Below are 23,074 nucleotides of genomic sequence, written 5' to 3'. Positions count from 1 at the left end.
AGGCTGAATGAAAGCGATTGCTGTAGTTGCGCCCGGCGCCATGGGATCTGCCATTACGCTGGCTGAACAAAATGCGTTTCGCACCAGCAAAAATGAACGTAAAAAAAGGCAGGAGTGATTAACTCCTGCCTTTTTTCTGCCGCTAACGGGCTTATTCAGCGGCGTCAGAAGGGTATTTTTGCGCGGTCTCTTTAATCAACTGCTGCAGCTCGCCCTGCTGGTACATCTGAATAATGATATCGCAACCGCCTACCAGCTCACCGTCAATCCACAGCTGTGGGAAGGTCGGCCAGTTAGCGTACTTAGGCAGCTCAGCACGAATTTCTGGGTTCAGCAGAATATCGACATAGGCAAAACGCTCGCCACAGGCTGAAAGTGCCTGGACGGCTTGCGCGGAGAAGCCACAGCTAGGCAGTTTTGGTGAGCCTTTCATGTACAGCAGAATCGGGTTTTCTGCTATCTGGCGCTCAATTTTCTCAATAGTACTCATAAATGGCTTCCTTAATCGGATACTTCGTGTCTATTTATTGTAGCGACTCTCACCGCCCGATGAAAACGACATTTTCACCTGTCGGGCTACCCGGCGAAGCCGCCAGCTTGCAGGGGATGACGGTAAAATACCATTTTCCTCTTGCCTGCGCTGAGTTAATGCATGAGAAAAGCACAAGTTTTGCGCAGATAACCAGCTGATTTGGCTAATTTTTACAGTTTTTACCTGCTCTGTATCATTGAAACAAAAAAGACCTTACCTTTTGTTAACGAGTTAGATTAGAATTGCAAAATGCCCCTGCTGAAAGGCAGAACTCCCTGTTTCTGACGCGCTGTGGCCCCTGGTCGCAGCACAAACTGTTAATGGTAACGATGCGTTTACTTATCACGCTCTTCATGCTGGCCTTTGCCCAGCTGTTTTTCAATATGGCGCACGCATCGCCACATGCCCCTATTAATGCCAATCACCATAAGGCTGACAGCGCCACGCCTGCCCGAGAGGATGAGCGACGTAAACGCCGACCGGTTAAAGCCAGCACCACTAAAAAAGTTAAAGAGTCCAGCAGCAAAAAATCCCGCTTAACCTCCGTTCAGAAGTTCAAGCTCAAGAAAAAACCTTCGCTGCAAACCGCCTCAGTTCAGACCGCCTCAGTGCCCACCAGCAAATACAAAAAGAAAAGCACGCTGAACGCTGAGAAAAAACGCTATGGACGCCATCGTGGCAAGAGTATCGAGCCGGCTGAAGCCCTGACCTCAAATTCTGCTGGTTCACCGTTGAAGTTAAGCAAAGCTCACCGTGCCCGCTATCAAAAAGCGCGTGAGACAGCCATGAGCAAATTGATGGGCCAGTTAGGCAAGCCTTACCAATGGGGCGGCACATCGCCTGAAACCGGCTTCGACTGCAGCGGCCTTGTCTGGTATGCCTACAAAGATTTAGTGAAGTTTAAAATTCCTCGTACGGCTAATGAGATGTATCACCTACGTGATGCGGCTTCGATTAAGCGTGATGATCTGGAGAAAGGAGATTTAGTCTTCTTCCGCATCAACGGACGTGGGGTTGCGGATCATGTTGGCGTGTATCTGGGCGGCGGGAAATTTATTCAGTCTCCAAGGACTGGCAAGGATATTCAGGTTAGCGCGCTGGCGGATGACTACTGGCAGCGCCACTATATTGGTGCGCGCCGGATGATGACGCCAAAAACCATTCGCTAACTGTCTGACTAATAAGGCCGATCGTCAGACCGGCCCTACTGGCGCTTAATGCATGATAGCAGTAAAGCTGAATGCCATAATCATCAACAGTGCGCAAACCGTGGTCAGTAACGAGAACTTCAGATCGGTATCCATATTTAGCCCTAAATAGCCCTACAGTTTATGGTGCCATCAATTTTCCCATACTTGTCTGTAAAAATCTCGTTTTCTCTGCCCAGCCTTGTTAGAATTCTTCTTTTGTTGCGCAACGGCCCGCACCAAAAGGTGTTCAGCGGTCTGCCTTCAGCGCTTTTTCCTTCCTGACGTATCCGGACAGCAACTAAAAAAACGACTTCAGACGTCAGGTTTTCGTCCTTACCAGGCAAACGATTAACAACAGACTTATCAGTATGTTACTGACAGGTGCAGGAGTAGTAACTTCATGGCAACAATTAAAGATGTGGCAAAGCAGGCCGGGGTTTCCACTACCACCGTCTCCCACGTCATCAACAAGACCCGTTTCGTAGCTGAAGAGACGAGAGAAGCAGTGTGGGCCGCCATTAAAGCCCTTCACTATTCACCAAGCGCGGTTGCCCGCAGCCTGAAGGTGAATCACACCAAAACCATTGGGTTGCTGGCGACGTCCAGTGAGGCCCCCTATTTCGCCGAAATTATTGAAGCTATCGAAAACCGCTGTTTTGCTAAAGGCTATACGCTGATCCTTGGCAACGCGCACAATGATCTTGCCAAGCAGCAGGCGTATCTCTCGATGATGGCGCAAAAGCGCGTTGATGGCCTGCTGGTGATGTGTTCCGAATACCCAGACGAACTCATCACCATGCTGGAAGAGAATCGCAACATTCCAATGGTGGTGATGGACTGGGGCGAATCTCGCGGCGATTTCACCGATACGGTTGAAGACAACGCCTTTGAAGGCGGGTATCTGGCTGGCCGTTATCTGATCGATCGCGGACATCGTGATATTGGTGTCATTCCAGGCCAGATGGAACGCAATACCGGCGGTGGCCGTCTCGCAGGATTTCTGAAAGCGCTGTCTGAAGCTGGCATCACATTGCGTGACGAGTGGCTGGTTCAGGGCAACTTCGAGCCAGAATCCGGTCACCAGGCGATGCAGCAAATCCTTTCACAAAAGCAGCGTCCAACGGCAGTGTTCTGCGGTGGAGATGTGATGGCAATGGGCGCAATTTGTGCGGCTGATGAAATGGGTCTGCGTGTCCCGCAGGATATTTCGGTGATCGGTTATGACAACGTGCGCAACGCCCGTTACTTCACTCCGGCCCTCACCACCGTGCACCAGCCAAAAGAACAGCTGGGCGAAACAGCGTTCGATATGCTGTTGGATCGCATCACCAGCAAGCGTGAAGATCCGCAAACGATTGAGGTCCACCCGACGTTGATTGAACGCCGATCGGTTGCTGATGGTCCCTTCCTGGATTATCGCCGCTAAGTTTTCCCCTGGAGGGAGTAAGACTCACCGTCTTCTCCCTCTGTTTACAACCGGCTTACTGCTCTTCTCTCAGCCATTCACTGTTCAGCGTGTCACTCTCTCCCAGATAGTCCAGCAACCAGCTCAGTGCCGGTGAAGCCTGCTGTTCAGACCAGCTCACGCAGCAAGGGCTGTCAGGGAATCCGCCCTCAAGCTTCAACTCGTGCAGAGCGCCTGTTTGCAGCAACGGTTGCGCTAAATGTCCGGGCACCATTCCCACGCAAAGACCTGCCAGCAGACAGTCAAAAGCACTTTCCCAGTCCGGCACCACCAGTCGCCGCTGATTATCCAGTGTCCAGGTAGTGCGCTTTGGCAGCGCTCTGGATGTATCTTCCAGTACCAGCGAAGGCCATTCACCGATCGCCTCTTCCGGTGTTTCTGCCTGCTCAAGGGCCAGCGGATGGGTAGCCGCTACCACACAACGCCAGTTGAGCGCGCCCATATCCCTGAAGGCGAACCGACCACCAACCGGAATGGCTTGAGTAGCGCCGATAGCCACATCAACCCTTCCATCGGCCAACGCATCCCAAACACCATTGAACACTTCGGCGGAAAGATGCAATTCCATATCCGGAAAATGGCGATAGAAGTCGACCACCAGCTGCCTTGTCCGCTGGGGTTTAACGATCCTGTCAACGGCTATGCTGATCTGCCCACGCCAGCCATTAGCCACCTGCTGACACTGCCGGCGTGTGGCAAGCATTTTTTTGATAACACTTCGCCCTTCCTGGATAAACACCCGTCCCGCATCGGTTAGCACCACATCACGGTGCCGACGCTCAAATAACGGAACAGCAAGCCATTCTTCCAGCTGTCTGACGGTATAACTGATGGCTGAGGGGACGCGGTGGAGCTCCGCGGCGGCGGCCGTAAAACTTCCGCCACGGGCCACTGCATCAACCACTTCAAGGGAATGTTCTGACCACATAATCTGCCTGCAATTTTTTTGAACGCAACCTGCAAATATTACCGTTTCACAAGCTGTATGGCACGCGTTTACACTCTGCCGCGTTTCATTCATCACTCATTAAGAGCAAAAAAATGCCTTCGAAAGGATTTATCATTTACCTGGCGCTGCTAAGCGTGGCAGGTTTCCTCGCTACTGATATGTACCTGCCCGCCTTTGGTGCCATGCAACAAGACCTGCAAATTGATGCCGGGATCATCAGCGCAAGCCTTAGCCTGTTCCTGGCAGGCTTTGCCGTCGCCCAGCTTTTTTGGGGCCCGTTATCAGACCGTATTGGCCGCAAGCCGGTGCTGTTGATGGGCCTGAGTTTGTTCGCCGTAAGCTGTGGTGCGATGTGGTGGGTGGATTCTGCTGCTGCCTTGCTGACGTTACGCTTTGTGCAAGCCGTAGGAATTTGCGCCGCGGCGGTAAGCTGGCAGGCGCTGGTCGTCGACCGCTATTCTGCCACCCAGGCTAACCGTGTCTTTGCCTCAATTATGCCGTTAGTGGCACTTTCCCCTGCTCTCGCCCCGCTGATGGGTGCATGGTTACTTAACCACTTCAACTGGCGCGTCATCTTTATTGCCCTGATGTTGATTGCGGTGGTGCTGTTCATTTGCACGCTGTCCCTTAAGCCTGCTGTTAAGAAAGCCGCGGCTAAAGGCGGCAAAACGATGGGCTTCTTCAGCCTGCTTAAGTCACCGGTTTACAGCGGTAATGTGCTGATCTATGCCGCTTGTTCAGCCAGCTTCTTCGCCTGGCTGACCGGTTCTCCATTTATTTTGGGCGAACTTGGCATGTCACCGGGTGACATTGGTCTGAGCTATGTTCCGCAGACGCTAGCCTTTTTGATTGGCGGCTTTGGCTGCCGCACGTTGATGAAACACACTGAAGGGCACTCCCTGCTGCCATGGCTGCTGGCAATCTATTCCCTTAGCATTGTGGCTTTCTTTATCGCCGCGCAAATTGAATCGCCGTCAATGGTGGCGTTACTGCTGCCGTTCTGCGGAATGGCGTTAGCAAACGGTGCGATTTATCCGATTGTGGTATCGAATGCCTTGTTACCTTTCCCGCAGTCCAGTGGGAAAGCGGCTGCCCTGCAGAACATGCTGCAGCTGGGCTTGTGCTGCATTGCGAGTCTGATTGTGTCGACGTTTATCAGCACTTCTCTTTTCACCACCTCGCTGGTGATGATCTCAACTGTTGTTCTGGCTGGGATCGGCTATATTTTACAACGGGTGAAGGCAACGGAACTGGCTCTGGCAGACGTGCACGGCGGGCGTTAACAGCTTGATTCTAATTAATTAGCACCCTAACGATAAACAATTGAATATTGCCTGACGTGAGCATATACTCATTTCAGGCAACATAAAATAACAGGTTCGTTGCACTTTTTTGAGTCCTGACAGGGTCGTCAAGGTGTATCCCGCGCGGCACTCGTTGCGCAACTCTACTGGCACTTTTCTTATCAATCCTCTGTAACGCCGGATATCAGGCGTACGGTTATTCCGTGCGTGTTCTCAAATCCTGTAGAAATTGTCTATTCTTTTTCTCAGGTTTCAATCACACAGGGTGATGGAGAAGCTATGAGTTCATCGTGTATAGAAGAAGTGAACCTGGTCGAGGATCAGTGGTATCGAATCGTCCAGGAAATGCTACGCAACGCAGATATTGAGGTCAACGGCACCCGGCCCTGGGATATCCAGATTAAAAATCCGGCGTTCTTCAAGCGCGTGTTGCAGGAGGGCTCACTGGGACTGGGTGAAAGTTATATGGACGGTTGGTGGGAATGCGAACGTCTGGATATGTTCTTCCACCACGTTTTGTTAGCCAAACTCGATCAGCAACTCCCCCACCATTTTAAAGACACACTCAGAATAGCGGCCGCCAGATTAACCAATCTGCAGTCACGTAAACGCGCGTGGATTGTGGGTAAAGAGCATTATGATTTGGGTAACGATCTGTTTTCACTGATGCTTGATGATCATATGCAATATTCCTGTGGCTACTGGAAAGAAGCCGAAACGCTGGAAGAAGCACAGAATGCTAAATTAAAAATGATCTGCGACAAACTGGAATTAGCGCCGGGTATGTCACTGCTGGATATTGGCTGTGGTTGGGGTGGACTGGCTGAATATGCCGCCAGACATTATGGTGTCAGTGTAGTTGGCGTAACCATCTCAGCTGAACAGCAGAAAATGGCTCAGCAGCGGTGTAAAGGGTTGGATGTTACTATTCTGCTTCAGGATTACCGGGATTTAAATCAGCAGTTTGATCGCATCTCTTCGGTAGGCATGTTTGAACACGTTGGACCTAAAAACTACGCCACGTATTTTGAGGTGGTCAATCGTAACCTCAAACCTGACGGTATTTTCCTGCTGCATACTATCGGTGCCAATAAGACCAATGAACATGTTGATCCCTGGATCAATAAGTACATTTTCCCCAATGGTTGTCTGCCTTCAGTCCGCCATATCTCTGACGCGCAAGAGTCGCATTTTGTGATGGAAGACTGGCACAACTTTGGCCAGGACTATGACACCACCTTGATGGCCTGGCACCAGCGTTTTCTTGTTGCCTGGCCCCAGTTGGCTGAAAAATACGGTGAGCGCTTCAAACGCATGTTCGTTTACTACCTGAATGCCTGCGCCGGGGCCTTCCGCGCTCGTGACATTCAACTGTGGCAAGTGGTCTTTACCCACGGTGTGGAAGGCGGCTTACGCGTTCCGCATTAAGAAAGTGCAGAAAAAAGGCTGACAACCCTGTCAGCCTTTTTCATTTTTAACGATTAACGTTTAATCACCAAGCTCTGAAGCGGCCGCGGCGAGCAGGGAAGCCTCGCGCTGAGCCAGAACACGTTCGACCGTTTCGACAATCGCCTGAGTATGAGGATCGATCTCAATATTCACCCTGTCACCCAAGCGTTTCGCACCCAGCGTGGTTCTCGCCAGGGTTTCAGGAATAAGGTGTACGCAGAATTTTGTTTTAGTCACTTCACCGACAGTCAGGCTAATCCCATCAATACCGATAAAACCTTTATACAGGATATATTTCATCTGCTCCGCATCCTGTGGCTTAAACCAGATTTGGCGATTATTCTCAGACGTAATGATCTTGCTGATTTCTGCGGTGGTCATAATATGCCCGGACATTAAATGACCGCCAATTTCATCGCTGAATTTAGCTGCACGCTCGACGTTAATCGTATCGCCGACGATAAGATCGCCCAGATTAGTAATTCGCAACGTCTCTTTCACCAGATCGAAACTAACGCGGTCGCCCTGCACTTCAGTTACCGTCAGGCAGCAGCCATTGTGAGAAACAGATGCGCCCAATTCCAGACCCGGCAGTAACTCCGCCGGTAAACGGACGACATGCGTGCGGAAATTAGGTTTCTCTTCAATTGCCAGCACCTCTGCGGTGCCCTGCACAATACCGGTAAACATAGTCATGGCCTCAATAATTGAATTCTGGCTCTAGTTTGCCCTGGCGAAGAGAGAAAACCAAATGCAACCGGGGGTTTTAGCGTGACACATAGAGCTATTCTTAACGCGAATCATTGGCTATTTCCTCTACGATCATTACACTGTGCGGCCTGCCCTGCTGATATTTCGCCAAAATACCGTTTTTGCCTTCGCAGAGCATCTCCCTCCAGCTAAATCAATAGGTGTATGTGTGCAGAAGTACCTGACAGAAGCGCGGCAATTATTAGCGCTGGCAATCCCGGTGATCCTTGCGCAAGTTGCGCAAACCGCTATGGGCTTTGTTGATACCATTATGGCCGGCGCAGTCAGCGCCACGGATATGGCCGCCGTTGCCGTGGGCACCTCCATCTGGTTGCCTACCATTCTCTTCGGCCATGGTCTGTTACTGTCACTTACGCCTGTTGTCGCGCAATATAATGGCTCTGGCCGACGAGATCGCGTGGCTTATCAGGTCCGTCAGGCTTACTGGCTGGCTGCCGTGGTCTCCGTGATGATCATGGTCGTGCTGTATAACGCCGGTTTCGTGATCCACTCGATGAAGAATATCGATCCTAAGATGGCAGATATTGCCGTTGGCTATCTGCATGCCTTGTTATGGGGCGCGCCGGGTTATCTGTTCTTCCAGGTGATGCGTAATCAGTGCGAGGGGCTTTCCAAAACCAAACCCGGCATGGTGATGGGCTTTATAGGCCTGCTGGTCAATATCCCGGTTAATTACATCTTTATCTACGGCCATTTTGGCATGCCGGCTTTGGGTGGTGTTGGCTGTGGCGTGGCAACGGCGTCGGTCTATTGGGTCATGTTTATCGCCATGAAGTATTGGGTAAGCCACGCACGTTCTATGCGTGACATCCGCCTGCCCGATCGTTTCACTCGCCCGGATACAGCCGTTCTCTGGCGTCTGTTCAAACTTGGCCTGCCGGTCGCCCTTGCGCTGTTCTTTGAAGTGACGTTATTCGCCGTGGTCGCCCTGCTGGTGTCGCCAATGGGCATTGTAAAAGTGGCCGGGCATCAGATAGCCCTCAACTTCAGTTCACTGATGTTCGTGCTGCCGCTGTCGCTTGGCGTGGCAACCACCATCCGCGTTGGCTTCCGCCTTGGTCAGGGGTCAACTGAAGCGGCCAGAGTTTCAGCCTGGACGGCTCAGGCCGTTGGCGTGTCGCTGGCGTTGCTCACTGCCATCTTCACCGTCACCTTCCGTGAACCTATTGCCCAGTTGTACACCGACAATCCTGAAGTGATCACCCTCGCCGCACACCTGATGTTGCTGGCGGCAATTTACCAGTTCTCAGATTCAATTCAGGTGATTGGCAGCGGGATCCTGCGCGGTTATAAGGATACGCGATCCATCTTCTTCATTACCTTTGTCGCCTACTGGATCCTGGGATTGCCGTGCGGATATATCCTGGCAATGACCGACTGGGTGGTGCCTGGCATGGGGCCAGCAGGCTTCTGGATCGGCTTTATTATTGGCCTGACCTCAGCGGCGGTGATGATGGTCTGGCGGATGAGACGTCTGCAGCAAAAGCCTCCAGCGGTGATTCTGGCGCGCGCAGCACATTAATATTTCGGTGATTTTCCGCGGTTGATGTTCAAAATTGCTGCGCTTCGCACAGTTGCGCAGCAATCGGGAAGAAAAAAGCAGATTTCCGCTTGCCAGTCGTTGAGGCTGTCGTTAATATTCGTCCCCGCTGTTACCAAGACAGCAATCAGTGCGTTCTTAGCTCAGTTGGTTAGAGCACCACCTTGACATGGTGGGGGTCGGAGGTTCGAGTCCTCTAGAACGCACCACAGTGCGTCCGTAGCTCAGTTGGTTAGAGCACTACCTTGACATGGTAGGGGTCGGTGGTTCGAGTCCACTCGGACGCACCAATAGTTTTGCGTTCTTAGCTCAGTTGGTTAGAGCACCACCTTGACATGGTGGGGGTCGGAGGTTCGAGTCCTCTAGAACGCACCATCCTGCTTTCCTCTTGCGTTAAATCCTAAAAACATCCGTCTCATTTTTTGCGCAACAAGCTGATCTATCGCAATCTTTGCCACACTCCCTGCTGCTTTTTAATTGGTTTTCGCCAACTTAACTACTATAATGTGCAACGTTGTTTCACTTGAATGGTTTCAGCGTATGGTTGACCCTTTAGCAAAAACGATAACTTGTTGCGCAACACCCTCTTGCGCGCGCGCTGAAACCGCGTCTCAACTTCCCCTGCACGCTTTACCACAGTCACCTATTCTTATTCTGTATCGCAGTTCGCCAGTCAGGCACGAATTCTTAGCCGGCGCTTTCCAGCTCCCGGGATCTCGCTTTTCTCATCCATCACAACTTAATAGATAACTCGTCATGAAAAAGACTAAGATCGTATGTACTATCGGTCCAAAAACCGAATCTGAAGAAATGTTGACCAACCTGCTTGATGCAGGCATGAACGTTATGCGCCTTAACTTCTCCCACGGCGATTACGAAGAACACGGCAAACGTATCTCTAATCTGCGTGCCGTGATGAGCAAGTCAGGACATCAGGCGGCTATCCTGTTGGATACCAAAGGCCCTGAAATCCGCACCATGAAACTGGAAGGCGGCAACGACGCGTCACTGAAAGCCGGCCAGACCTTTACCTTTACTACCGACCAGTCGGTAATTGGTAACGCTGATCGTGTTGCTGTGACATACGCGGGCTTAACTGCTGACCTGAAAATCGGCAACACCGTGTTGGTTGATGACGGCCTGATCGGTATGGAAGTGACTGAAGTCACCGAAAACACCGTGGTTTGTAAAGTCCTGAACAACGGCGACCTGGGTGAAAACAAAGGCGTTAACCTGCCAGGCGTTTCTATCCAGCTGCCAGCTCTGGCTGAAAAAGACAAGCGCGACCTGATCTTCGGTTGTGAGCAAGGCGTGGACTTCGTAGCCGCTTCCTTCATCCGTAAACGTTCAGACGTGCTGGAAATTCGTGACCACCTGAAGCAGCACGGTGGCGAGCACATTCAGATCATCTCTAAAATCGAAAACCAGGAAGGCCTGAACAACTTCGACGAAATTCTCGAAGCTTCTGACGGCATCATGGTTGCTCGTGGTGACCTGGGCGTTGAGATCCCGGTAGAAGAAGTGATCTTCGCGCAGAAGATGATGATCAAGAAGTGTAATCGCGCACGCAAAGTGGTCATCACTGCTACGCAGATGCTGGACTCGATGATCAAAAACCCGCGCCCTACCCGTGCGGAAGCTGGCGACGTTGCCAACGCCATCCTGGATGGAACTGACGCCGTGATGCTGTCTGGTGAAAGTGCTAAAGGGAAATACCCGCTGGAGTCTGTGACCATTATGGCCACAATCTGCGAGCGTACTGACCGTGTAATGAAGAGCCGTATTGACTCTCAGCACGACAACCGCAAGATGCGCATCACCGAAGCGGTCTGCCGTGGCGCCGTTGAAACGGCTCAGAACCTGGAAGCGCCAATCATCGTGGTAGCGACCGAAGGCGGTAAATCGGCCAAGTCTGTGCGTAAATACTTCCCGAACGCCACAATTCTTGCCCTGACCACCAATGAGCAGACTGCTCGTCAGCTGCTGTTGAGCAAAGGGATCATCACCTCAGTGGTGAAAGAGATTGCTTCTACTGACGATTTTTATCGTTTAGGTAAAGAAGCGGCCCTGGCTAGCGGCTATGGCGTGAAGGGTGACGTGGTAGTGATGGTTTCTGGTGCATTAGTGCCAAGCGGAACTACCAATACTGCCTCTGTGCACGTGCTCTAATAGAAGATTACGCCTTGTAGATAAAAAGCGCCCTGAGTGGCGCTTTTTTTACAACTTGATAACGACCTTTCATAAAAGTGGCAATTGAAATTACCCGTTCGAATTCCAAAAAACGTAAGATGTGTCCGATTAAAGTCGTCTGTTTTAGCTAATTTTTTTGCATAAAACTGGAAAGACGGTGCATCTTTGAGCGAACGATCAAATTTAAGCACGTTCTCATCAAAAATTTATTCTCATTAGAAAAAACTTTGTGTAATACTTGTAACGCTACATGGAGATTAACTCAATCTAGAGGGTATAAATAATGAATCGTACTAAACTGGTACTGGGCGCGGTAATCCTGGGTTCTACTTTGCTGGCTGGTTGTTCAAGCAACGCTAAAATCGATCAGCTGTCTACCGACGTGCAGACTCTGAACGCTAAAGTTGACCAGCTGAGCAACGACGTGAACGCAATGCGTTCTGACGTTCAGGCTGCTAAAGACGACGCAGCACGCGCTAACCAGCGTCTGGACAACCAGGCTCACTCTTACCGTAAGTAAGAGTTCTGGTTTGAAAATGGCGCACATTGTGCGCCATTTTTTTTGCTCTTTTTTCAGCCTCCCTGCTGACCCTTTCTTAAAATCCTTCGCGTAACGCCATACTCTGACAATTAACCCTAACCTGAACGCGTCAGAATCAATTCTGCGGGGTTTCGCCCTTCGCCTGACTCATGGTCGCAGGTTGGGCTTTAGTGGCCTCAGAATCGCTCTGCTGCATGATTGCAGGCATTGGGGTATCCTCTGTCACCGCTTCACCCTGACTGACCAGCACCGGCATTCCTGAACGACGAGCCATGACCTCTTTAATCATCTCAGCGTCGCTGTGCTCGCTTTTAACGAACTTCTTGCCTGAGGCATTCAAGGGTAGCGGCATGGTCTGCGGATCGTCCTTATCGCTGTGTGAGAGCGGTTGATGGACCTCAAGATAGCGTTTGCCGTCCGGTTCAACCGCGTACTTCACCGGCTGATTGATAATCTGCACCCTGGTGCCTTTAGGCACACTGGTGAAAAGCGCTTCGATATCGTCAGGTCTCAGGCGTATACAGCCAGAGCTGACGCGCATACCAATACCAAAATCCGCATTAGTGCCGTGGATCAGATAATGTCCCTGCCCGTAAGCCAGACGCATGGCATACAGCCCCATTGGGTTATCCGGACCAGCAGGCACCGTGACCGGCAGAGTTTTGCCCTCAGCAGCATAGCGTTTGCGGATGTTGGGAGTAGGAGTCCAGGTGGGATTGGGGATTTTCTGGCTAACGCTGGTGACCATCGGTGGCGTGTTCGCCCCTAACTGGCCGATGCCGATGGGATAGACCACCACTTTGTTTTCATCTTTCGGATAGTAATAAAGCCTGAGTTCCGCCACGTTAACCACGATCCCTTCCCTTTTGGTATCCGGAAGCAGCATCTGCGTGGGAATGGTCAGCTGACTGCCCGCTTTGGGCAGCCACGGATCGGTACCAGGGTTAGCTTCCAACATGCCCAACAGACCAATTTTGTATTTAGCTGCGACCACTTCCAGCGGGTGACCATCGTTGGGAACAATATACGTGGCGTTTTCCCCGATCAGGCGGCTGTTCTCAGCTGGCAAGGGGTAGTCGGTGGCGTGGGCATACTGGGTTGAGGCAAGGAGAGTAAGGAGCAATGCGGCAAGAGGAGACAAAGGTTTCATGCGAATTTCTCGGTTAGAATGAAGAAACCTCCCGCCTGCGAAGCGGGAAGCCTGTCGAGAAGTGTAGCAAGTTAGCCCTGGCTGAGAACCTGAGCTTTTTGACGAATAGCGCGGATCATCGCTTCCAGCCCCTGAGAACGGGAAGGCGTAAGGTGCTGAGCTAACGCCAGCTGTTCGAAGAACGGTCGGACATCAAAGGCCAGAATTTCGGCTGGGGTCATCTGTTGATACAGTATAAAGACCACCGCAATCAATCCTTTAACGATAGCAGCATCGCTGTCACCGCGTAACACTACCCGACCACTGTCATCGGTGTTCATCAGGATCCACACCTGGCTCTGACAGCCAGAGATGGTGTTTTCCGGCTGATGCAGTGATTCAGACAATTCTGGCAACATCGCGCCTAATTCAATCACGTACAGATACTTCTCTTCCCAGTTCGCACAGCGGGTAAAGTTGCGAACCAGTTTTTCTTTCTCTGGCAAGGTTGCCATTCGTTCCTCCGGAAGCCGCCGGGCAATCAGCCCAGCAGACGGTGTATACGGGTCAGGCCTGCCGCCAGACGATCGGCCTCTTCTTCGCTGTTGTATATCACGAAGGAGGCACGACACATCGCAGGCACGCCGTAGTGGTTCATTAACGGCATGGCGCAATGGTGGCCGGTACGGATAGCAATACCGTACTGATCGAGGAAGCTGCCCACATCGTACGCATGATGTTTGCCGAGGTTAAAGGCGATAACACCTGCACGCTCTTGCGGACCGTAGATCACCAAATCGGGAACGGAGGCCAGCTTGTCGAGGGCATAACGCATCAGCGACTGCTCACGCTCCTGAATCACCTCAAGGCCCAGCTCAGTCACCCAGGCCAATGCAGCACCAAGACCGATAATGCCGCCGGTATTTGGGGATCCCGCTTCGAAGCGCCATGGCGCCGCTGCATAGGTGGTGCCTTCGGTCAGGCTGACGTTAGCGATCATCGATCCGCCGCCTTCCCAGGGTGGCATCTGGTCCAGCATGGCTTTACGCCCATAAAGGATACCAATGCCGGAAGGCCCGTAAATTTTATGACCGGAGAAGGCATAAAAATCACAGCCCAGATCCTGCACATCGATAGCCTCGTGCATCACTGCCTGAGCGCCATCAATCAGCGTAGCCACGCCCGCCGCTTTCGCCTGAGCGATAATCTCTTTCACCGGATTTACCGTGCCAAGCACGTTGGAAACCTGGGTCAAGGCCAGCATACGTGTCCGGCTGTCGATCAGCCCTGGCAACGCAGAGAGATCCAGCTCACCGGTTTCGGTCAGCGGGATGAAACGGATTTCAGCCCCGGTGCGCTGGGCCACCATCTGCCATGGAACAATATTGGCATGGTGTTCCATCGCGGTAATGATGATGTTGTCACCCGCTTGCAACTGACTTCCGCCCCAGCTGCTGGCGACCAGATTAATCGCCTCAGTGGTGCCTTTAACAAAGACGATTTCTTCTGGCGAGGCAGCATTCAGAAAACGTGCCGCCTGAGTGCGGACGTTTTCCATTTCGGTGGTCGCTTCAGCACTCAGGGTATGAATACCCCGGTGCACAGCGGCATAGCCATGTTGATAAAAATGGCTTTCCGCATCGATCACTGCCTGAGGCTTCTGGGCGCTTGCGGCGCTGTCGAGATAGGCCAGAGGCTGGCCATTCACTTCTCGCGACAGAACCGGAAATTCAGCCCGGACGCGTGCCAGGTCAAAACTCATTTAATGCCTCCAGGGAAACGCTGAGCAATGCGCTGCATGACCGCTTCTTTCAGCACCTCATCGGTAATCGCTTCAGTCAGTTCGGCGGCAAAGGCGTAAATGATCATTCGCTGGGCAGACTCTTCATTAATGCCACGGGCACGAAGGTAGAACATCTGCTCGTCGTCAATACGGCCAATGGTTGCGCCATGGCTGCACTTCACGTCATCGGCGTAGATTTCCAGCTGAGGCTTGGTATCCACTTCGGCAAGACGGCCCAGCAACAGGTTGTTGTTGGTCATCTGTCCGTCGGTTTTCAGCGCGTGCTTCGCCACTTTGATCATGCCGTTGAACACCGCACGGGCTTTATCACGCACGATAGTTTTATGCAGCTGACGACTCTGGCAATGACCTTTGTTGTGCTCAAGGTAAGTGCGGCTGTCGCAGACTTCTTTCTCTACTGGCAACATCAGGCTGTTGATACCCAAATCGGTACCTTCGCCATTCAGCTGAACGCTGGTGTTGTGACGGGTCAGACCCGCGCCCAGCAGGAAGCTGTGGCTTTTCACATTCGCATCACGCTCAATCACCAGGTCATTATGCGAGAAGTGATAACTGCTGTTGTGTTCAAACGCCAGTTTGTAATGTTTCAACTGGGCATTGTTCGCTACGTTTGCTGTGAAGCGCGCGCCGGTGAAATGGCTGGCTTCGTTCAGGCTGACGTAATGCTCAATAATGGTCGCTTCCGCGCCTTCATCCAGCTGCAGATGATGACGGTAATGCGAAGTGCTCATTTCTGTCTGCGCACTGCTGCTGATATGCAGCATATAAAGCGCACGAGCGGCTGACTTGCCACGAGCAAGGTGAATTGAAGTCACCTCTTCCGCCAGGCTTTCGGTCAGATGCAGGAACACTTCAGCCTGCACAGGTGCGCTCAATTCGCGACGCTGCGCGGCGTCAGTTACCTGAACCGCAAACAGATCAAATTCGCTGTCACTCAGCGCGGCGTTAAAGCGGCCATCAACGAAGACCATTTTGATCGCGTCGATATCCAGTGCCAGCGCTTTGACTTGTTCCGCAGTGACTTCAGCCACTTTAGGGGCGACAAACTGATTGTCGAACAAGCCTTCCAGCGGCGTGTATTTCCAGTTTTCCTGCTTACGCGTAGGCAGGCCTAAATGCAGCACCTGCTGCCAGTGCTGCTGCGCCTGCAGGGAACGGTTTTCGCCCTGAGTTTCGAACATGTGATGCCACTGCTGGAGGGCATTGTCACTATTCCTGGTCGGTAAGCCAGCCATAGCCTTGCTCCTCCAGTTGTTTCACCAGCGAGAAGTCACCAGACTTCACAATCTTGCCCTGATACAGCACGTGGACGAAGTCAGGCTTGATGTAATCCAGGATACGCTGATAGTGGGTGACGATGATGAAAGCACGCTTGCCATCACGCAGCGTGTTCACGCCGTTGGCTACGGTTTTCAGGGCATCGATATCCAGACCGGAGTCGGTTTCATCCAGGATGCACAGCTCAGGTTCCAGAGCGGCCATCTGCAGAATATCGTTACGCTTTTTCTCACCGCCGGAGAAGCCGACGTTGACTGAACGGGTCAGCAAATCTTCAGGCATTTTCAGCAGCTGAATTTTGTCTTCAATGAAGTCCTGGAAGTCAAAACGGTCCAGTGCGTCCTGATCACGGTATTTACGAACGGAGTTGACTGCCGTCTGCAGGAAGAACTGGTTGCTGACGCCTGGAATTTCAACCGGGTACTGGAACGCCATAAAGATGCCTTCACCAGCGCGATCTTCCGGAGAGAGTTCCAGCAGGTCTTTGCCTTTGAAGCTGACCGAACCGCCGGTGATTTCATACTCTTCACGGCCCGCCAGCGTGGCAGACAGCGTACTTTTTCCTGAGCCGTTCGGGCCCATGATTGCGTGAACTTCACCCGCTTTTACTTCGAGGTCCAGCCCACGCAGGATCTCTTTGTCTTCAATGCTAACCTGTAAATCTTTAATACTTAACATAGTGTTTCCCTGGCAGTGCTGTCCGGCACTGCACTCAATGACCGTTAGCGCGGAGGCTTAGCCCACGCTGTGTTCAAGGCTGATCGCCAGCAGTTTTTGCGCTTCTACCGCGAATTCCAGCGGCAGTTCGGAGAAGACGTCTTTACAGAAGCCGTTAACAATCATCGAAATCGCATCATCTTCGCTGATCCCGCGTTGCAGGCAATAAAACATCTGATCTTCACCAATTCGTGAGGTCGTTGCTTCATGCTCCAGCTGCGCCGTGTTGTTGCGCACTTCCACGTACGGGAAGGTGTGCGCGCCACAGTCAGCACCAATCAGCATCGAGTCACACTGGGTGAAGTTACGGGCGTTGGTCGCCGTAGGCATGATTTTCACCAGGCCACGGTAGGTATTCTGGCTTTTACCCGCCGAGATGCCTTTGGAGATGATGGTCGACTTGGTGTTCTTACCGATGTGGATCATCTTGGTACCGGTATCAGCCTGCTGATGACCGCTGGTCAGCGCCACAGAGAAGAACTCACCTACTGAATTGTCACCACGCAGTATCACGCTTGGGTATTTCCAGGTGATGGCTGAGCCGGTCTCAGACTGCGTCCAGGACATCTTGCTATTTTCACCTTCACACAACGCGCGCTTGGTCACGAAGTTCAGGATGCCACCTTCAGACTCGCCGCCGGAGAACCAGTTCTGCACGGTGGAGTACTTCACTTCAGCATCTTTATGGATGATCACTTCAACCACAGCCGCATGCAGCTGATAGGTGTCGCGTACTGGCGCAGAGCAGCCTTCGATGTAGCTGACGTAACTCCCTTCATCGGCAATCAGGATAGTGCGCTCGAACTGTCCGGTTTTCGCCGCGTTGATACGGAAATAGGTCGACAGCTCCATCGGGCAACGGACGCCTTTCGGGATGTACACAAAAGTTCCGTCAGAAGCCACGGCGGAGTTCAGCGCAGCAAAGAAGTTGTCGTTAGCTGGAACCACAGTACCCAGATACTGTTTTACCAGTTCCGGATGATCGTGAATCGCTTCGCCGAAGGAGCAGAAGATGATCCCCTGCTCTGCCAGCTTGCCACGATAAGTGGTGGACACCGATACCGAGTCAAAAATCGCATCAACTGCCACTTCCTGACCTTCACGAACCGGGACGCCAAGCTGCTTAAAGGCGTTTTCCACTTCTTCAGTCAGATAGTTAGCAGGCGTAGCACCAGAAGCCTGCTGAGCGCCAGGCTCTGAAGCGCAGCTGTCATCACAGTTGCCGCAAGAAGGTGCGGAGTAATAACTGTAATCCTGGTAATCCAGCGGTTTGTAGTTCGCTTTCAACCAGTGCGGCTCTTCCATTTCTAACCAGGCTGCAAACGCCTTCAGGCGGAATTCGAGCATCCACTCTGGCTCGTTACGCTTGGCAGAAATAGCACGCACCACGTCTTCGTTGATGCCATTTTCAAATTCTTCGGTTTGCAGCAGAGTGAAGAAACCTTCTTTGTACTTCTGATGGTTTCCTTCCCAGACCTGCACATCATCCGATGTATCAGTATTTCGGGACATAAGTTTTACTCAACGCCAAAGCTCTCACCACAGCCACAGGCGTGTTGAGCTTTAGGATTATTAAATTTGAAAATCTGGTTCAGACCTTCACGAACGAAATCTACTTCGGTACCGTCGATGAAAGGCATAGCCTGCAGTGGCACATACAGATGCGCGCCCTGATGGGTAAAGACCAAATCGTCGTCGGCAGGCTCTTTCACCATATCCATGGTGTAGCCAAAACCGGCGCAGCCAGACGTTTTCACGCCCAGCTTAAGGCCCTTCACTTGAGCATCATCTGCCGCCAGCACAATGATCTGTTTTGCGGCGCTGTCAGTGATGGTCAGTCCCTTCCAGACATAGTCGTCTGGAGAAAAAGAAGCCGTAGTTGCTGATGGCATAACATTACCTCGTGAGTCGATAGCCGTTAAGGCTAATGCCCCTATGTTAGTGATAATGAATATCGCTTCAACCTCTTGTTTTGCAGGGATTAAGGCCAAATGGGGTTTTTTAGCCCTCTTTATTCAGTTTAGACCCTGTAAGAAGGAATGCGATCTGCGTCACGCGTCGATTTAACGAAATGGTAACACATTGAAAACAAGTCAGTAAATCCAGGCGAGTTAACGCTAAACGGGAATAATACTCATTTTAACTCTTTCACCCTCGCCGGTTATCGTTATTATCAATTTATCTGAGAGGCCGCATTTATCGATAAAAATTTCTTACGGCAACGTTGAATAATACGCCAGTTACTCTATGATAATGATTATCATTAGCGAGTGAGCCTTAACATGAACCTGTCGATTAGTGCCTGGCTGCAACACAAGATTGACGAATACACGTTCTCAATCCGTGATATCACCGTCGATTATTACATGGCGCAAGCCAAACTTAACCGTCCGGAATGCACACTCGAACAACTGCGCAAATTTAATGATACCTGTTTGGATATGGCCGAACTTTGCGAGCTTAACGGTGACGACCACAGCTACCTGCATGCCATGGGCAAACTTCACCATCGCCTTGTTCAGGAGTTAGGTAACGCTGAACGCGACAGGTTGTTCCGTATGCAAGCCTGGCAGCTGGCTCGCCACTCGCTTACCCGCTTGTGCCATCAACTGGCCATGCGCGGTGAATGGGACAAAGCCACCAGGCTGCAAAGCGAGTTCGTTAAGCAAGCCTCTTGGATACTGTGAGGTTTCCTGAGGCGATTTTAAAGGCCGTAAAGTATATCACTCTTTTGCCCTGGCTGAAATCACCGTGGTGGTGAGCCGGGAGGTGCAGCACAGGCGCTGCTGAGGGTCGTAAATCTCAATCTGCCAGACCTGATGACGTCTTCCAAGGTGCAGAGCCTTGCAGACTCCCCTCACCTCTCCGTCACGCACCGCTCGCAGGTGATTGGCATTAATTTCCAGGCCGACGATATGGTCCTCACCCTCGGTGCAAAGATAGCCCGCCATCGACCCTAATGTCTCGGCCAGTGCAGCTGATGCCCCGCCATGTAACAGACCAAACGGCTGACGAGTGCGCGGGTCTACGGGCAGCATCGCGGTCAGTGACTCTTCGTCCACTGCGGTAAACACGATGCCAAGATGCGCCACCAGCGTGCCCTGACTGCGCTGATTAAGCTGTTCCAGGCTGAATTCACGCTTCCATATTGCCATCAGAGTAACTCCAACAGAGCCTGTAATGGATGACGCATGCCATTACCTTCCACGCGCTTGACCTGGCTGCGGCAAGAGTAGCCGGTTGCCAGACAGCGTTGGCGAGGCAGTTTTTGCAGCGCCTGATGCCAGGAGAGTTCGTAAATACCCAGCGAGTTCTCCAGGTTTTTGCTTTCGTGACCGTAAGTTCCAGCCATGCCGCAGCAGCCCACGCTGATGTTTTCCAACCTGGCGCCAAAGTGGGCAAAGATCCCTTCCCACTGTTTGGTTGATGCAGGCAGCGCTGTAACCTCTGTGCAGTGGCCGAATAAATACCAGGCTTCCTGACTGGCTGGCTGCACATCCTGTTGAGGCAGCGCCTGTTGCAGCCACTCATGTACCAGCTGCACGTGGAAGTTGCCGCGTTCCTCTTTCAGGATCTCTTTGTACTCATCGCGATAGCAGAGCACCAGCGCCGGATCGACACCGACCAGCGGCAGCTCCAGTTTCGCTACGCGGTTAAGGAAATCGGCCGTTTTCTTCGCTGTTCGCGCAAAACTTTGCAGAAAGCCTTTCACATGCTGCGCTTTGCCGTTCGGGGAGAATGGCAGGACTACCGGTTTGTAACCCAGCTTAGCGATAAGCTTGACGAAGTCCGTTACCAGCTGCGCTTCGTAATAGCTGGTAAACGGATCCTGCACCACCAGCACATGGCGCTCTCGCTCTGACGGGCTCATCGCTTCCAGTGATTCCAGCGTGGTGCTGAGGGCTGGCTGACCGGCAAGCTGTTTTTTCAGGTTAGGTGAGGAGAGAAGAGGCAGATCAACCATGCCAACATGCCGTTTGCTCAACTCCCTGACCAGCGGCTGGCGCAGGAAGAAGTTGAAGAATTTTGGCGCTTTAGCCATTAACGGTGCATAGCTCTCCACGGTGCCAACCAGATAATCGCTGGCCGGGCGCAGATAACGCGTGTGGTACAGCTGCAGGAAGCGGGAACGGAAACCTGGCACATCAATTTTGATCGGGCATTGCGTTGAGCAGGCTTTGCAGGCCAGACAACCGGACATCGCCTCTTTGACTTCATGGGAGAAGTCATATTCGCCACGGCGGGCATACCAGCTGTTACGGGTGCGCTCGATCATGCCTCTTAGCGTCACTTTGGCTTCTGGCAGACTCTTTTCGAGCTCCAGCGGATCGACGCCCTGCTCCGCCAGCAGTCGCAGCCATTCGCGAGTCAGGGTTGCGCGGCCTTTCGGAGAGTGAATACGGTTGCCGGTGATTTTCATCGACGGGCACATCGGGCTGCGTACATCAAAGTTAAAGCAGAGTCCGTTGCCGTTACACTCCATAGCACCGCGCCAGTCAGCACGGACGTTAATCGGGATTTGCCGATCGTAGGTGCCGCGCTTGGTCGCATCCACTCTCATCATCGGTTCATCCACGCCGAACGGTGGGCAGATTTTCCCAGGGTTCAGGCGGTTAGCCGGATCGAAGGCCGCTTTAATATGGCGAAGATCGTTGAACAGCTCCTCACCAAAGAATTCAGGGCTGTACTGAGCGCGGAAGCCTTTACCGTGCTCTCCCCACAACAGGCCGCCGTAGCGAGCCGTCAGCTCTACCACTTCGTCAGAGATCTGTTTCATCAGCATCTCTTGCTGCGGGTCGCACATATCAAGAGCAGGACGCACATGCAGTACGCCAGCATCCACGTGACCAAACATGCCGTAACTCAGGTTGTGGCCATCCAGCAACGCGCGGAACTCTACAATGTAATCGGCCAGATGTTGTGGCGGTACGCAGGTATCTTCCACAAACGGGATCGGCTTGGCGCGACCTTTGGCATTGCCCAACAGGCCAACCGCTTTTTTACGCATCGCGTAGATGCGCTCAATCCCGTCGAGATCGTCACACAGCTGATAGCCAATCACGCCGGCTTCCCGGTTGTTGATCAAGCCATCCAGCCGCTGACAAAGCGACTCCAACTGATTATCGATCAGCGCTTTGTCGTCCCCGGCAAACTCGACAATGTTCAGACCGAGCATCTCCTGATCGGGGACATCGGTAATCAGCTCACTGACCGAATGCCAGACAATGTCCTCACGGGCCAGATTCAACACTTTTGAATCGACGGTTTCTACCGACAGCGCTTTCGCTTCAACCATAAACGGAGCACTGCGAAGTGCCGAGTCGAAGGAATCGTACTTGATGTTTACCAGCCGACGAACTTTCGGGATCGGCGTAATATCCAGCCGCGCTTCGGTAATAAAGGCCAGCGTCCCTTCCGCCCCACACAAAATGCGCGTCAGGTCGATATGCTGAAGGTCGTCGCTGACCACATGACGTAAGTCGTAACCCGTCAGAAAACGGTTCAGTTTAGGGAATTTATCGATGATGGTCTGATGACGATCGCGGCAGCGTTCAAGGATGGTTCGGTAGATCCGGCCCTCATTTCCTTGCTCAGTCGCCAGCTTTTCAGCCAGCGCGACAGGTATGCTGCGCGTATCAAGAATATCGCCACCCAGCAGCACCGCTCTCAGCCCAATCACATGATCCGAGGTTTTTCCGTAGACGAGGGAACCCTGCCCGGAGGCGTCGGTGTTAATCATTCCGCCTAATGTGGCACGGTTACTGGTGGAGAGTTCGGGAGAGAAGAAATAGCCAAACGGCTTCAGATAAGCATTGAGCTGATCTTTGATCACGCCAGCTTCAACCTTTACCCATCCCTGCTCAACGTTGATCTCAAGGATGCGGTTCATATAGCGGGACATGTCGACCACAATCCCCTGGTTCAGGGATTGCCCATTGGTGCCAGTTCCTCCGCCTCTGGGGGTAAACACCAGATTCTGGAAGCGCTCTTCACCCGCCAGGCGGGCTATCAAAGCCACATCTGCTGTGGAACGGGGGAATAAAGCAGCATCAGGAAGGAGCTGATAGATGCTGTTGTCGGTGGACAGGGTAAGACGATCGGCATAGCTGGTGGCGGTATCGCCGTTAAAACCCTGCTGCTCTAACGCCTGCAAAAAATTCAGCACCAGTTGAACGAGGCCTGGCGCCTGGGAAATCTGTGGGATCATTATCGGG

The 23,074-nt window shown here is 52.3% G+C and carries 21 protein-coding genes and 3 tRNA genes; 11 read left to right on the top strand and 13 right to left on the bottom strand.

From position 1 onward, the window contains the following. Positions 1-151: 151 nt before the first annotated feature. Complete coding sequence (locus WCC56_RS06880; protein ID WP_424691662.1) at positions 152-490, bottom strand: Grx4 family monothiol glutaredoxin; 339 nt, start codon at positions 488-490, stop codon at positions 152-154. Positions 491-861: 371 nt separating this feature from the next. On the opposite strand from WCC56_RS06880, the gene WCC56_RS06875 reads away from it, so the two are divergent. Next, positions 862-1,701 carry a C40 family peptidase gene (locus WCC56_RS06875; RefSeq protein WP_424691661.1) on the top strand — a complete coding sequence of 280 codons (840 nt, stop codon included), beginning with the start codon at positions 862-864 and terminating at the stop codon, positions 1,699-1,701. A gap of 45 nt (positions 1,702-1,746) precedes the next feature. Here WCC56_RS06875 and WCC56_RS06870 read toward each other — a convergent pair whose 3' ends face one another. Continuing rightward, on the bottom strand, positions 1,747-1,836 hold the full coding sequence (locus WCC56_RS06870; protein ID WP_041691995.1) for a YnhF family membrane protein: 90 nt from the start codon (positions 1,834-1,836) through the stop codon (positions 1,747-1,749). Between the two features lie 286 nt (positions 1,837-2,122). Here WCC56_RS06870 and purR point away from each other — a divergent pair, with 286 nt between their 5' ends. Next, the gene (purR, locus tag WCC56_RS06865; protein ID WP_424691660.1) at positions 2,123-3,148 is read left to right on the top strand and encodes an HTH-type transcriptional repressor PurR; all 1,026 of its coding nucleotides are present in this window, start codon (positions 2,123-2,125) and stop codon (positions 3,146-3,148) included. 55 nt (positions 3,149-3,203) lie between these two features. Here the strand turns inward: purR and punR are convergent, their stop codons facing one another. Then, positions 3,204-4,115: a DNA-binding transcriptional activator PunR gene (gene punR, locus WCC56_RS06860; protein ID WP_424691659.1), complete on the bottom strand. Its 912-nt coding sequence runs from the start codon at positions 4,113-4,115 to the stop codon at positions 3,204-3,206. A 113-nt stretch (positions 4,116-4,228) separates the two neighbouring features. Here punR and punC point away from each other — a divergent pair, with 113 nt between their 5' ends. Beyond that, positions 4,229-5,419: a purine nucleoside transporter PunC gene (gene punC, locus WCC56_RS06855; protein WP_424691658.1), complete on the top strand. Its 1,191-nt coding sequence runs from the start codon at positions 4,229-4,231 to the stop codon at positions 5,417-5,419. A 300-nt stretch (positions 5,420-5,719) separates the two neighbouring features. Beyond that, on the top strand, positions 5,720-6,868 hold the full coding sequence (gene cfa / locus WCC56_RS06850) for a cyclopropane fatty acyl phospholipid synthase (RefSeq protein ID WP_424691657.1): 1,149 nt from the start codon (positions 5,720-5,722) through the stop codon (positions 6,866-6,868). Positions 6,869-6,928: 60 nt separating this feature from the next. On the opposite strand, the gene WCC56_RS06845 is transcribed toward cfa, so the two are convergent. Further along, positions 6,929-7,579 (bottom strand): riboflavin synthase subunit alpha, encoded by a 651-nt coding sequence (locus WCC56_RS06845; protein ID WP_424691706.1) that lies wholly within the window; start codon positions 7,577-7,579, stop codon positions 6,929-6,931. A 229-nt stretch (positions 7,580-7,808) separates the two neighbouring features. On the opposite strand from WCC56_RS06845, the gene WCC56_RS06840 reads away from it, so the two are divergent. From WCC56_RS06840 to WCC56_RS06815, 6 genes are all read left to right on the top strand, one after another. Beyond that, on the top strand, positions 7,809-9,182 hold the full coding sequence (locus tag WCC56_RS06840) for an MATE family efflux transporter (RefSeq protein WP_424691656.1): 1,374 nt from the start codon (positions 7,809-7,811) through the stop codon (positions 9,180-9,182). Positions 9,183-9,332: 150 nt separating this feature from the next. Beyond that, positions 9,333-9,409: transfer RNA gene (locus tag WCC56_RS06835), tRNA-Val, on the top strand. A gap of 4 nt (positions 9,410-9,413) precedes the next feature. Then, a tRNA-Val gene (locus tag WCC56_RS06830) sits at positions 9,414-9,490 on the top strand. 8 nt (positions 9,491-9,498) lie between these two features. Further along, a tRNA-Val gene (locus tag WCC56_RS06825) sits at positions 9,499-9,575 on the top strand. Between the two features lie 381 nt (positions 9,576-9,956). Next, a complete protein-coding gene (pykF, locus tag WCC56_RS06820; RefSeq protein WP_424691655.1) occupies positions 9,957-11,369 on the top strand; it encodes a pyruvate kinase PykF in 1,413 nt (470 codons plus the stop codon). Between the two features lie 304 nt (positions 11,370-11,673). Next, a complete protein-coding gene (locus WCC56_RS06815) occupies positions 11,674-11,910 on the top strand; it encodes a major outer membrane lipoprotein (protein ID WP_013201929.1) in 237 nt (78 codons plus the stop codon). A 136-nt stretch (positions 11,911-12,046) separates the two neighbouring features. On the opposite strand, the gene WCC56_RS06810 is transcribed toward WCC56_RS06815, so the two are convergent. The 7 genes from WCC56_RS06810 to sufA form a co-directional block, all read right to left on the bottom strand. Next, positions 12,047-13,081, bottom strand: coding sequence for a L,D-transpeptidase family protein (locus WCC56_RS06810; RefSeq protein ID WP_424691654.1), 1,035 nt, complete (start codon positions 13,079-13,081; stop codon positions 12,047-12,049). A gap of 71 nt (positions 13,082-13,152) precedes the next feature. Beyond that, positions 13,153-13,575 (bottom strand): cysteine desulfuration protein SufE, encoded by a 423-nt coding sequence (sufE, locus tag WCC56_RS06805; RefSeq protein WP_424691653.1) that lies wholly within the window; start codon positions 13,573-13,575, stop codon positions 13,153-13,155. Between the two features lie 26 nt (positions 13,576-13,601). Then, positions 13,602-14,822 carry a cysteine desulfurase SufS gene (gene sufS, locus WCC56_RS06800; RefSeq protein WP_424691652.1) on the bottom strand — a complete coding sequence of 407 codons (1,221 nt, stop codon included), beginning with the start codon at positions 14,820-14,822 and terminating at the stop codon, positions 13,602-13,604. Further along, positions 14,819-16,099: a Fe-S cluster assembly protein SufD gene (gene sufD, locus WCC56_RS06795; protein ID WP_424691651.1), complete on the bottom strand. Its 1,281-nt coding sequence runs from the start codon at positions 16,097-16,099 to the stop codon at positions 14,819-14,821. Before sufD ends, sufS begins: the two co-directional genes overlap by 4 nt. Beyond that, positions 16,074-16,820 carry a Fe-S cluster assembly ATPase SufC gene (gene sufC, locus WCC56_RS06790; RefSeq protein ID WP_013201924.1) on the bottom strand — a complete coding sequence of 249 codons (747 nt, stop codon included), beginning with the start codon at positions 16,818-16,820 and terminating at the stop codon, positions 16,074-16,076. Before sufC ends, sufD begins: the two co-directional genes overlap by 26 nt. Positions 16,821-16,877: 57 nt before the next feature. Next, positions 16,878-18,371: a Fe-S cluster assembly protein SufB gene (gene sufB, locus WCC56_RS06785; protein WP_424691650.1), complete on the bottom strand. Its 1,494-nt coding sequence runs from the start codon at positions 18,369-18,371 to the stop codon at positions 16,878-16,880. Between the two features lie 5 nt (positions 18,372-18,376). Then, positions 18,377-18,751, bottom strand: coding sequence for a Fe-S cluster assembly scaffold SufA (sufA, locus tag WCC56_RS06780; protein WP_013201922.1), 375 nt, complete (start codon positions 18,749-18,751; stop codon positions 18,377-18,379). Positions 18,752-19,141: 390 nt separating this feature from the next. On the opposite strand from sufA, the gene WCC56_RS06775 reads away from it, so the two are divergent. Continuing rightward, positions 19,142-19,546: a hypothetical protein gene (locus WCC56_RS06775; RefSeq protein ID WP_424691649.1), complete on the top strand. Its 405-nt coding sequence runs from the start codon at positions 19,142-19,144 to the stop codon at positions 19,544-19,546. 36 nt (positions 19,547-19,582) lie between these two features. Here the strand turns inward: WCC56_RS06775 and WCC56_RS06770 are convergent, their stop codons facing one another. After that, positions 19,583-20,014, bottom strand: coding sequence for a hotdog fold thioesterase (locus tag WCC56_RS06770; RefSeq protein WP_424691648.1), 432 nt, complete (start codon positions 20,012-20,014; stop codon positions 19,583-19,585). Next, positions 20,014-23,067 carry a D-2-hydroxyglutarate dehydrogenase YdiJ gene (ydiJ, locus tag WCC56_RS06765; RefSeq protein ID WP_424691705.1) on the bottom strand — a complete coding sequence of 1,018 codons (3,054 nt, stop codon included), beginning with the start codon at positions 23,065-23,067 and terminating at the stop codon, positions 20,014-20,016. Before ydiJ ends, WCC56_RS06770 begins: the two co-directional genes overlap by 1 nt. Between the last annotated feature and the right edge of the window lie 7 nt (positions 23,068-23,074).

It is taken from the genome of Erwinia sp. (genome assembly GCF_049696395.1).
GTDB lineage: Bacteria > Pseudomonadota > Gammaproteobacteria > Enterobacterales > Enterobacteriaceae > Erwinia.
This window is presented reverse-complemented; position numbering and strand designations above follow the sequence as displayed.

Bases quoted from the DNA above. Each gene is read 5' to 3' on its own strand.
- WCC56_RS06880 (WP_424691662.1), bottom strand. From the start codon at position 490: ATGAGTACTATTGAGAAAATTGAGCGCCAGATAGCAGAAAACCCGATT.
- WCC56_RS06875 (WP_424691661.1), top strand. From the start codon at position 862: ATGCGTTTACTTATCACGCTCTTCATGCTGGCCTTTGCCCAGCTGTTT.
- WCC56_RS06870 (WP_041691995.1), bottom strand. From the start codon at position 1,836: ATGGATACCGATCTGAAGTTCTCGTTACTGACCACGGTTTGCGCACTG.
- purR (WP_424691660.1), top strand. From the start codon at position 2,123: ATGGCAACAATTAAAGATGTGGCAAAGCAGGCCGGGGTTTCCACTACC.
- punR (WP_424691659.1), bottom strand. From the start codon at position 4,115: ATGTGGTCAGAACATTCCCTTGAAGTGGTTGATGCAGTGGCCCGTGGC.
- punC (WP_424691658.1), top strand. From the start codon at position 4,229: ATGCCTTCGAAAGGATTTATCATTTACCTGGCGCTGCTAAGCGTGGCA.
- cfa (WP_424691657.1), top strand. From the start codon at position 5,720: ATGAGTTCATCGTGTATAGAAGAAGTGAACCTGGTCGAGGATCAGTGG.
- WCC56_RS06845 (WP_424691706.1), bottom strand. From the start codon at position 7,579: ATGTTTACCGGTATTGTGCAGGGCACCGCAGAGGTGCTGGCAATTGAA.
- pykF (WP_424691655.1), top strand. From the start codon at position 9,957: ATGAAAAAGACTAAGATCGTATGTACTATCGGTCCAAAAACCGAATCT.
- WCC56_RS06815 (WP_013201929.1), top strand. From the start codon at position 11,674: ATGAATCGTACTAAACTGGTACTGGGCGCGGTAATCCTGGGTTCTACT.
- WCC56_RS06810 (WP_424691654.1), bottom strand. From the start codon at position 13,081: ATGAAACCTTTGTCTCCTCTTGCCGCATTGCTCCTTACTCTCCTTGCC.
- sufE (WP_424691653.1), bottom strand. From the start codon at position 13,575: ATGGCAACCTTGCCAGAGAAAGAAAAACTGGTTCGCAACTTTACCCGC.
- sufS (WP_424691652.1), bottom strand. From the start codon at position 14,822: ATGAGTTTTGACCTGGCACGCGTCCGGGCTGAATTTCCGGTTCTGTCG.
- sufD (WP_424691651.1), bottom strand. From the start codon at position 16,099: ATGGCTGGCTTACCGACCAGGAATAGTGACAATGCCCTCCAGCAGTGG.
- sufC (WP_013201924.1), bottom strand. From the start codon at position 16,820: ATGTTAAGTATTAAAGATTTACAGGTTAGCATTGAAGACAAAGAGATC.
- sufB (WP_424691650.1), bottom strand. From the start codon at position 18,371: ATGTCCCGAAATACTGATACATCGGATGATGTGCAGGTCTGGGAAGGA.
- sufA (WP_013201922.1), bottom strand. From the start codon at position 18,751: ATGCCATCAGCAACTACGGCTTCTTTTTCTCCAGACGACTATGTCTGG.
- WCC56_RS06775 (WP_424691649.1), top strand. From the start codon at position 19,142: ATGAACCTGTCGATTAGTGCCTGGCTGCAACACAAGATTGACGAATAC.
- WCC56_RS06770 (WP_424691648.1), bottom strand. From the start codon at position 20,014: ATGGCAATATGGAAGCGTGAATTCAGCCTGGAACAGCTTAATCAGCGC.
- ydiJ (WP_424691705.1), bottom strand. From the start codon at position 23,067: ATGATCCCACAGATTTCCCAGGCGCCAGGCCTCGTTCAACTGGTGCTG.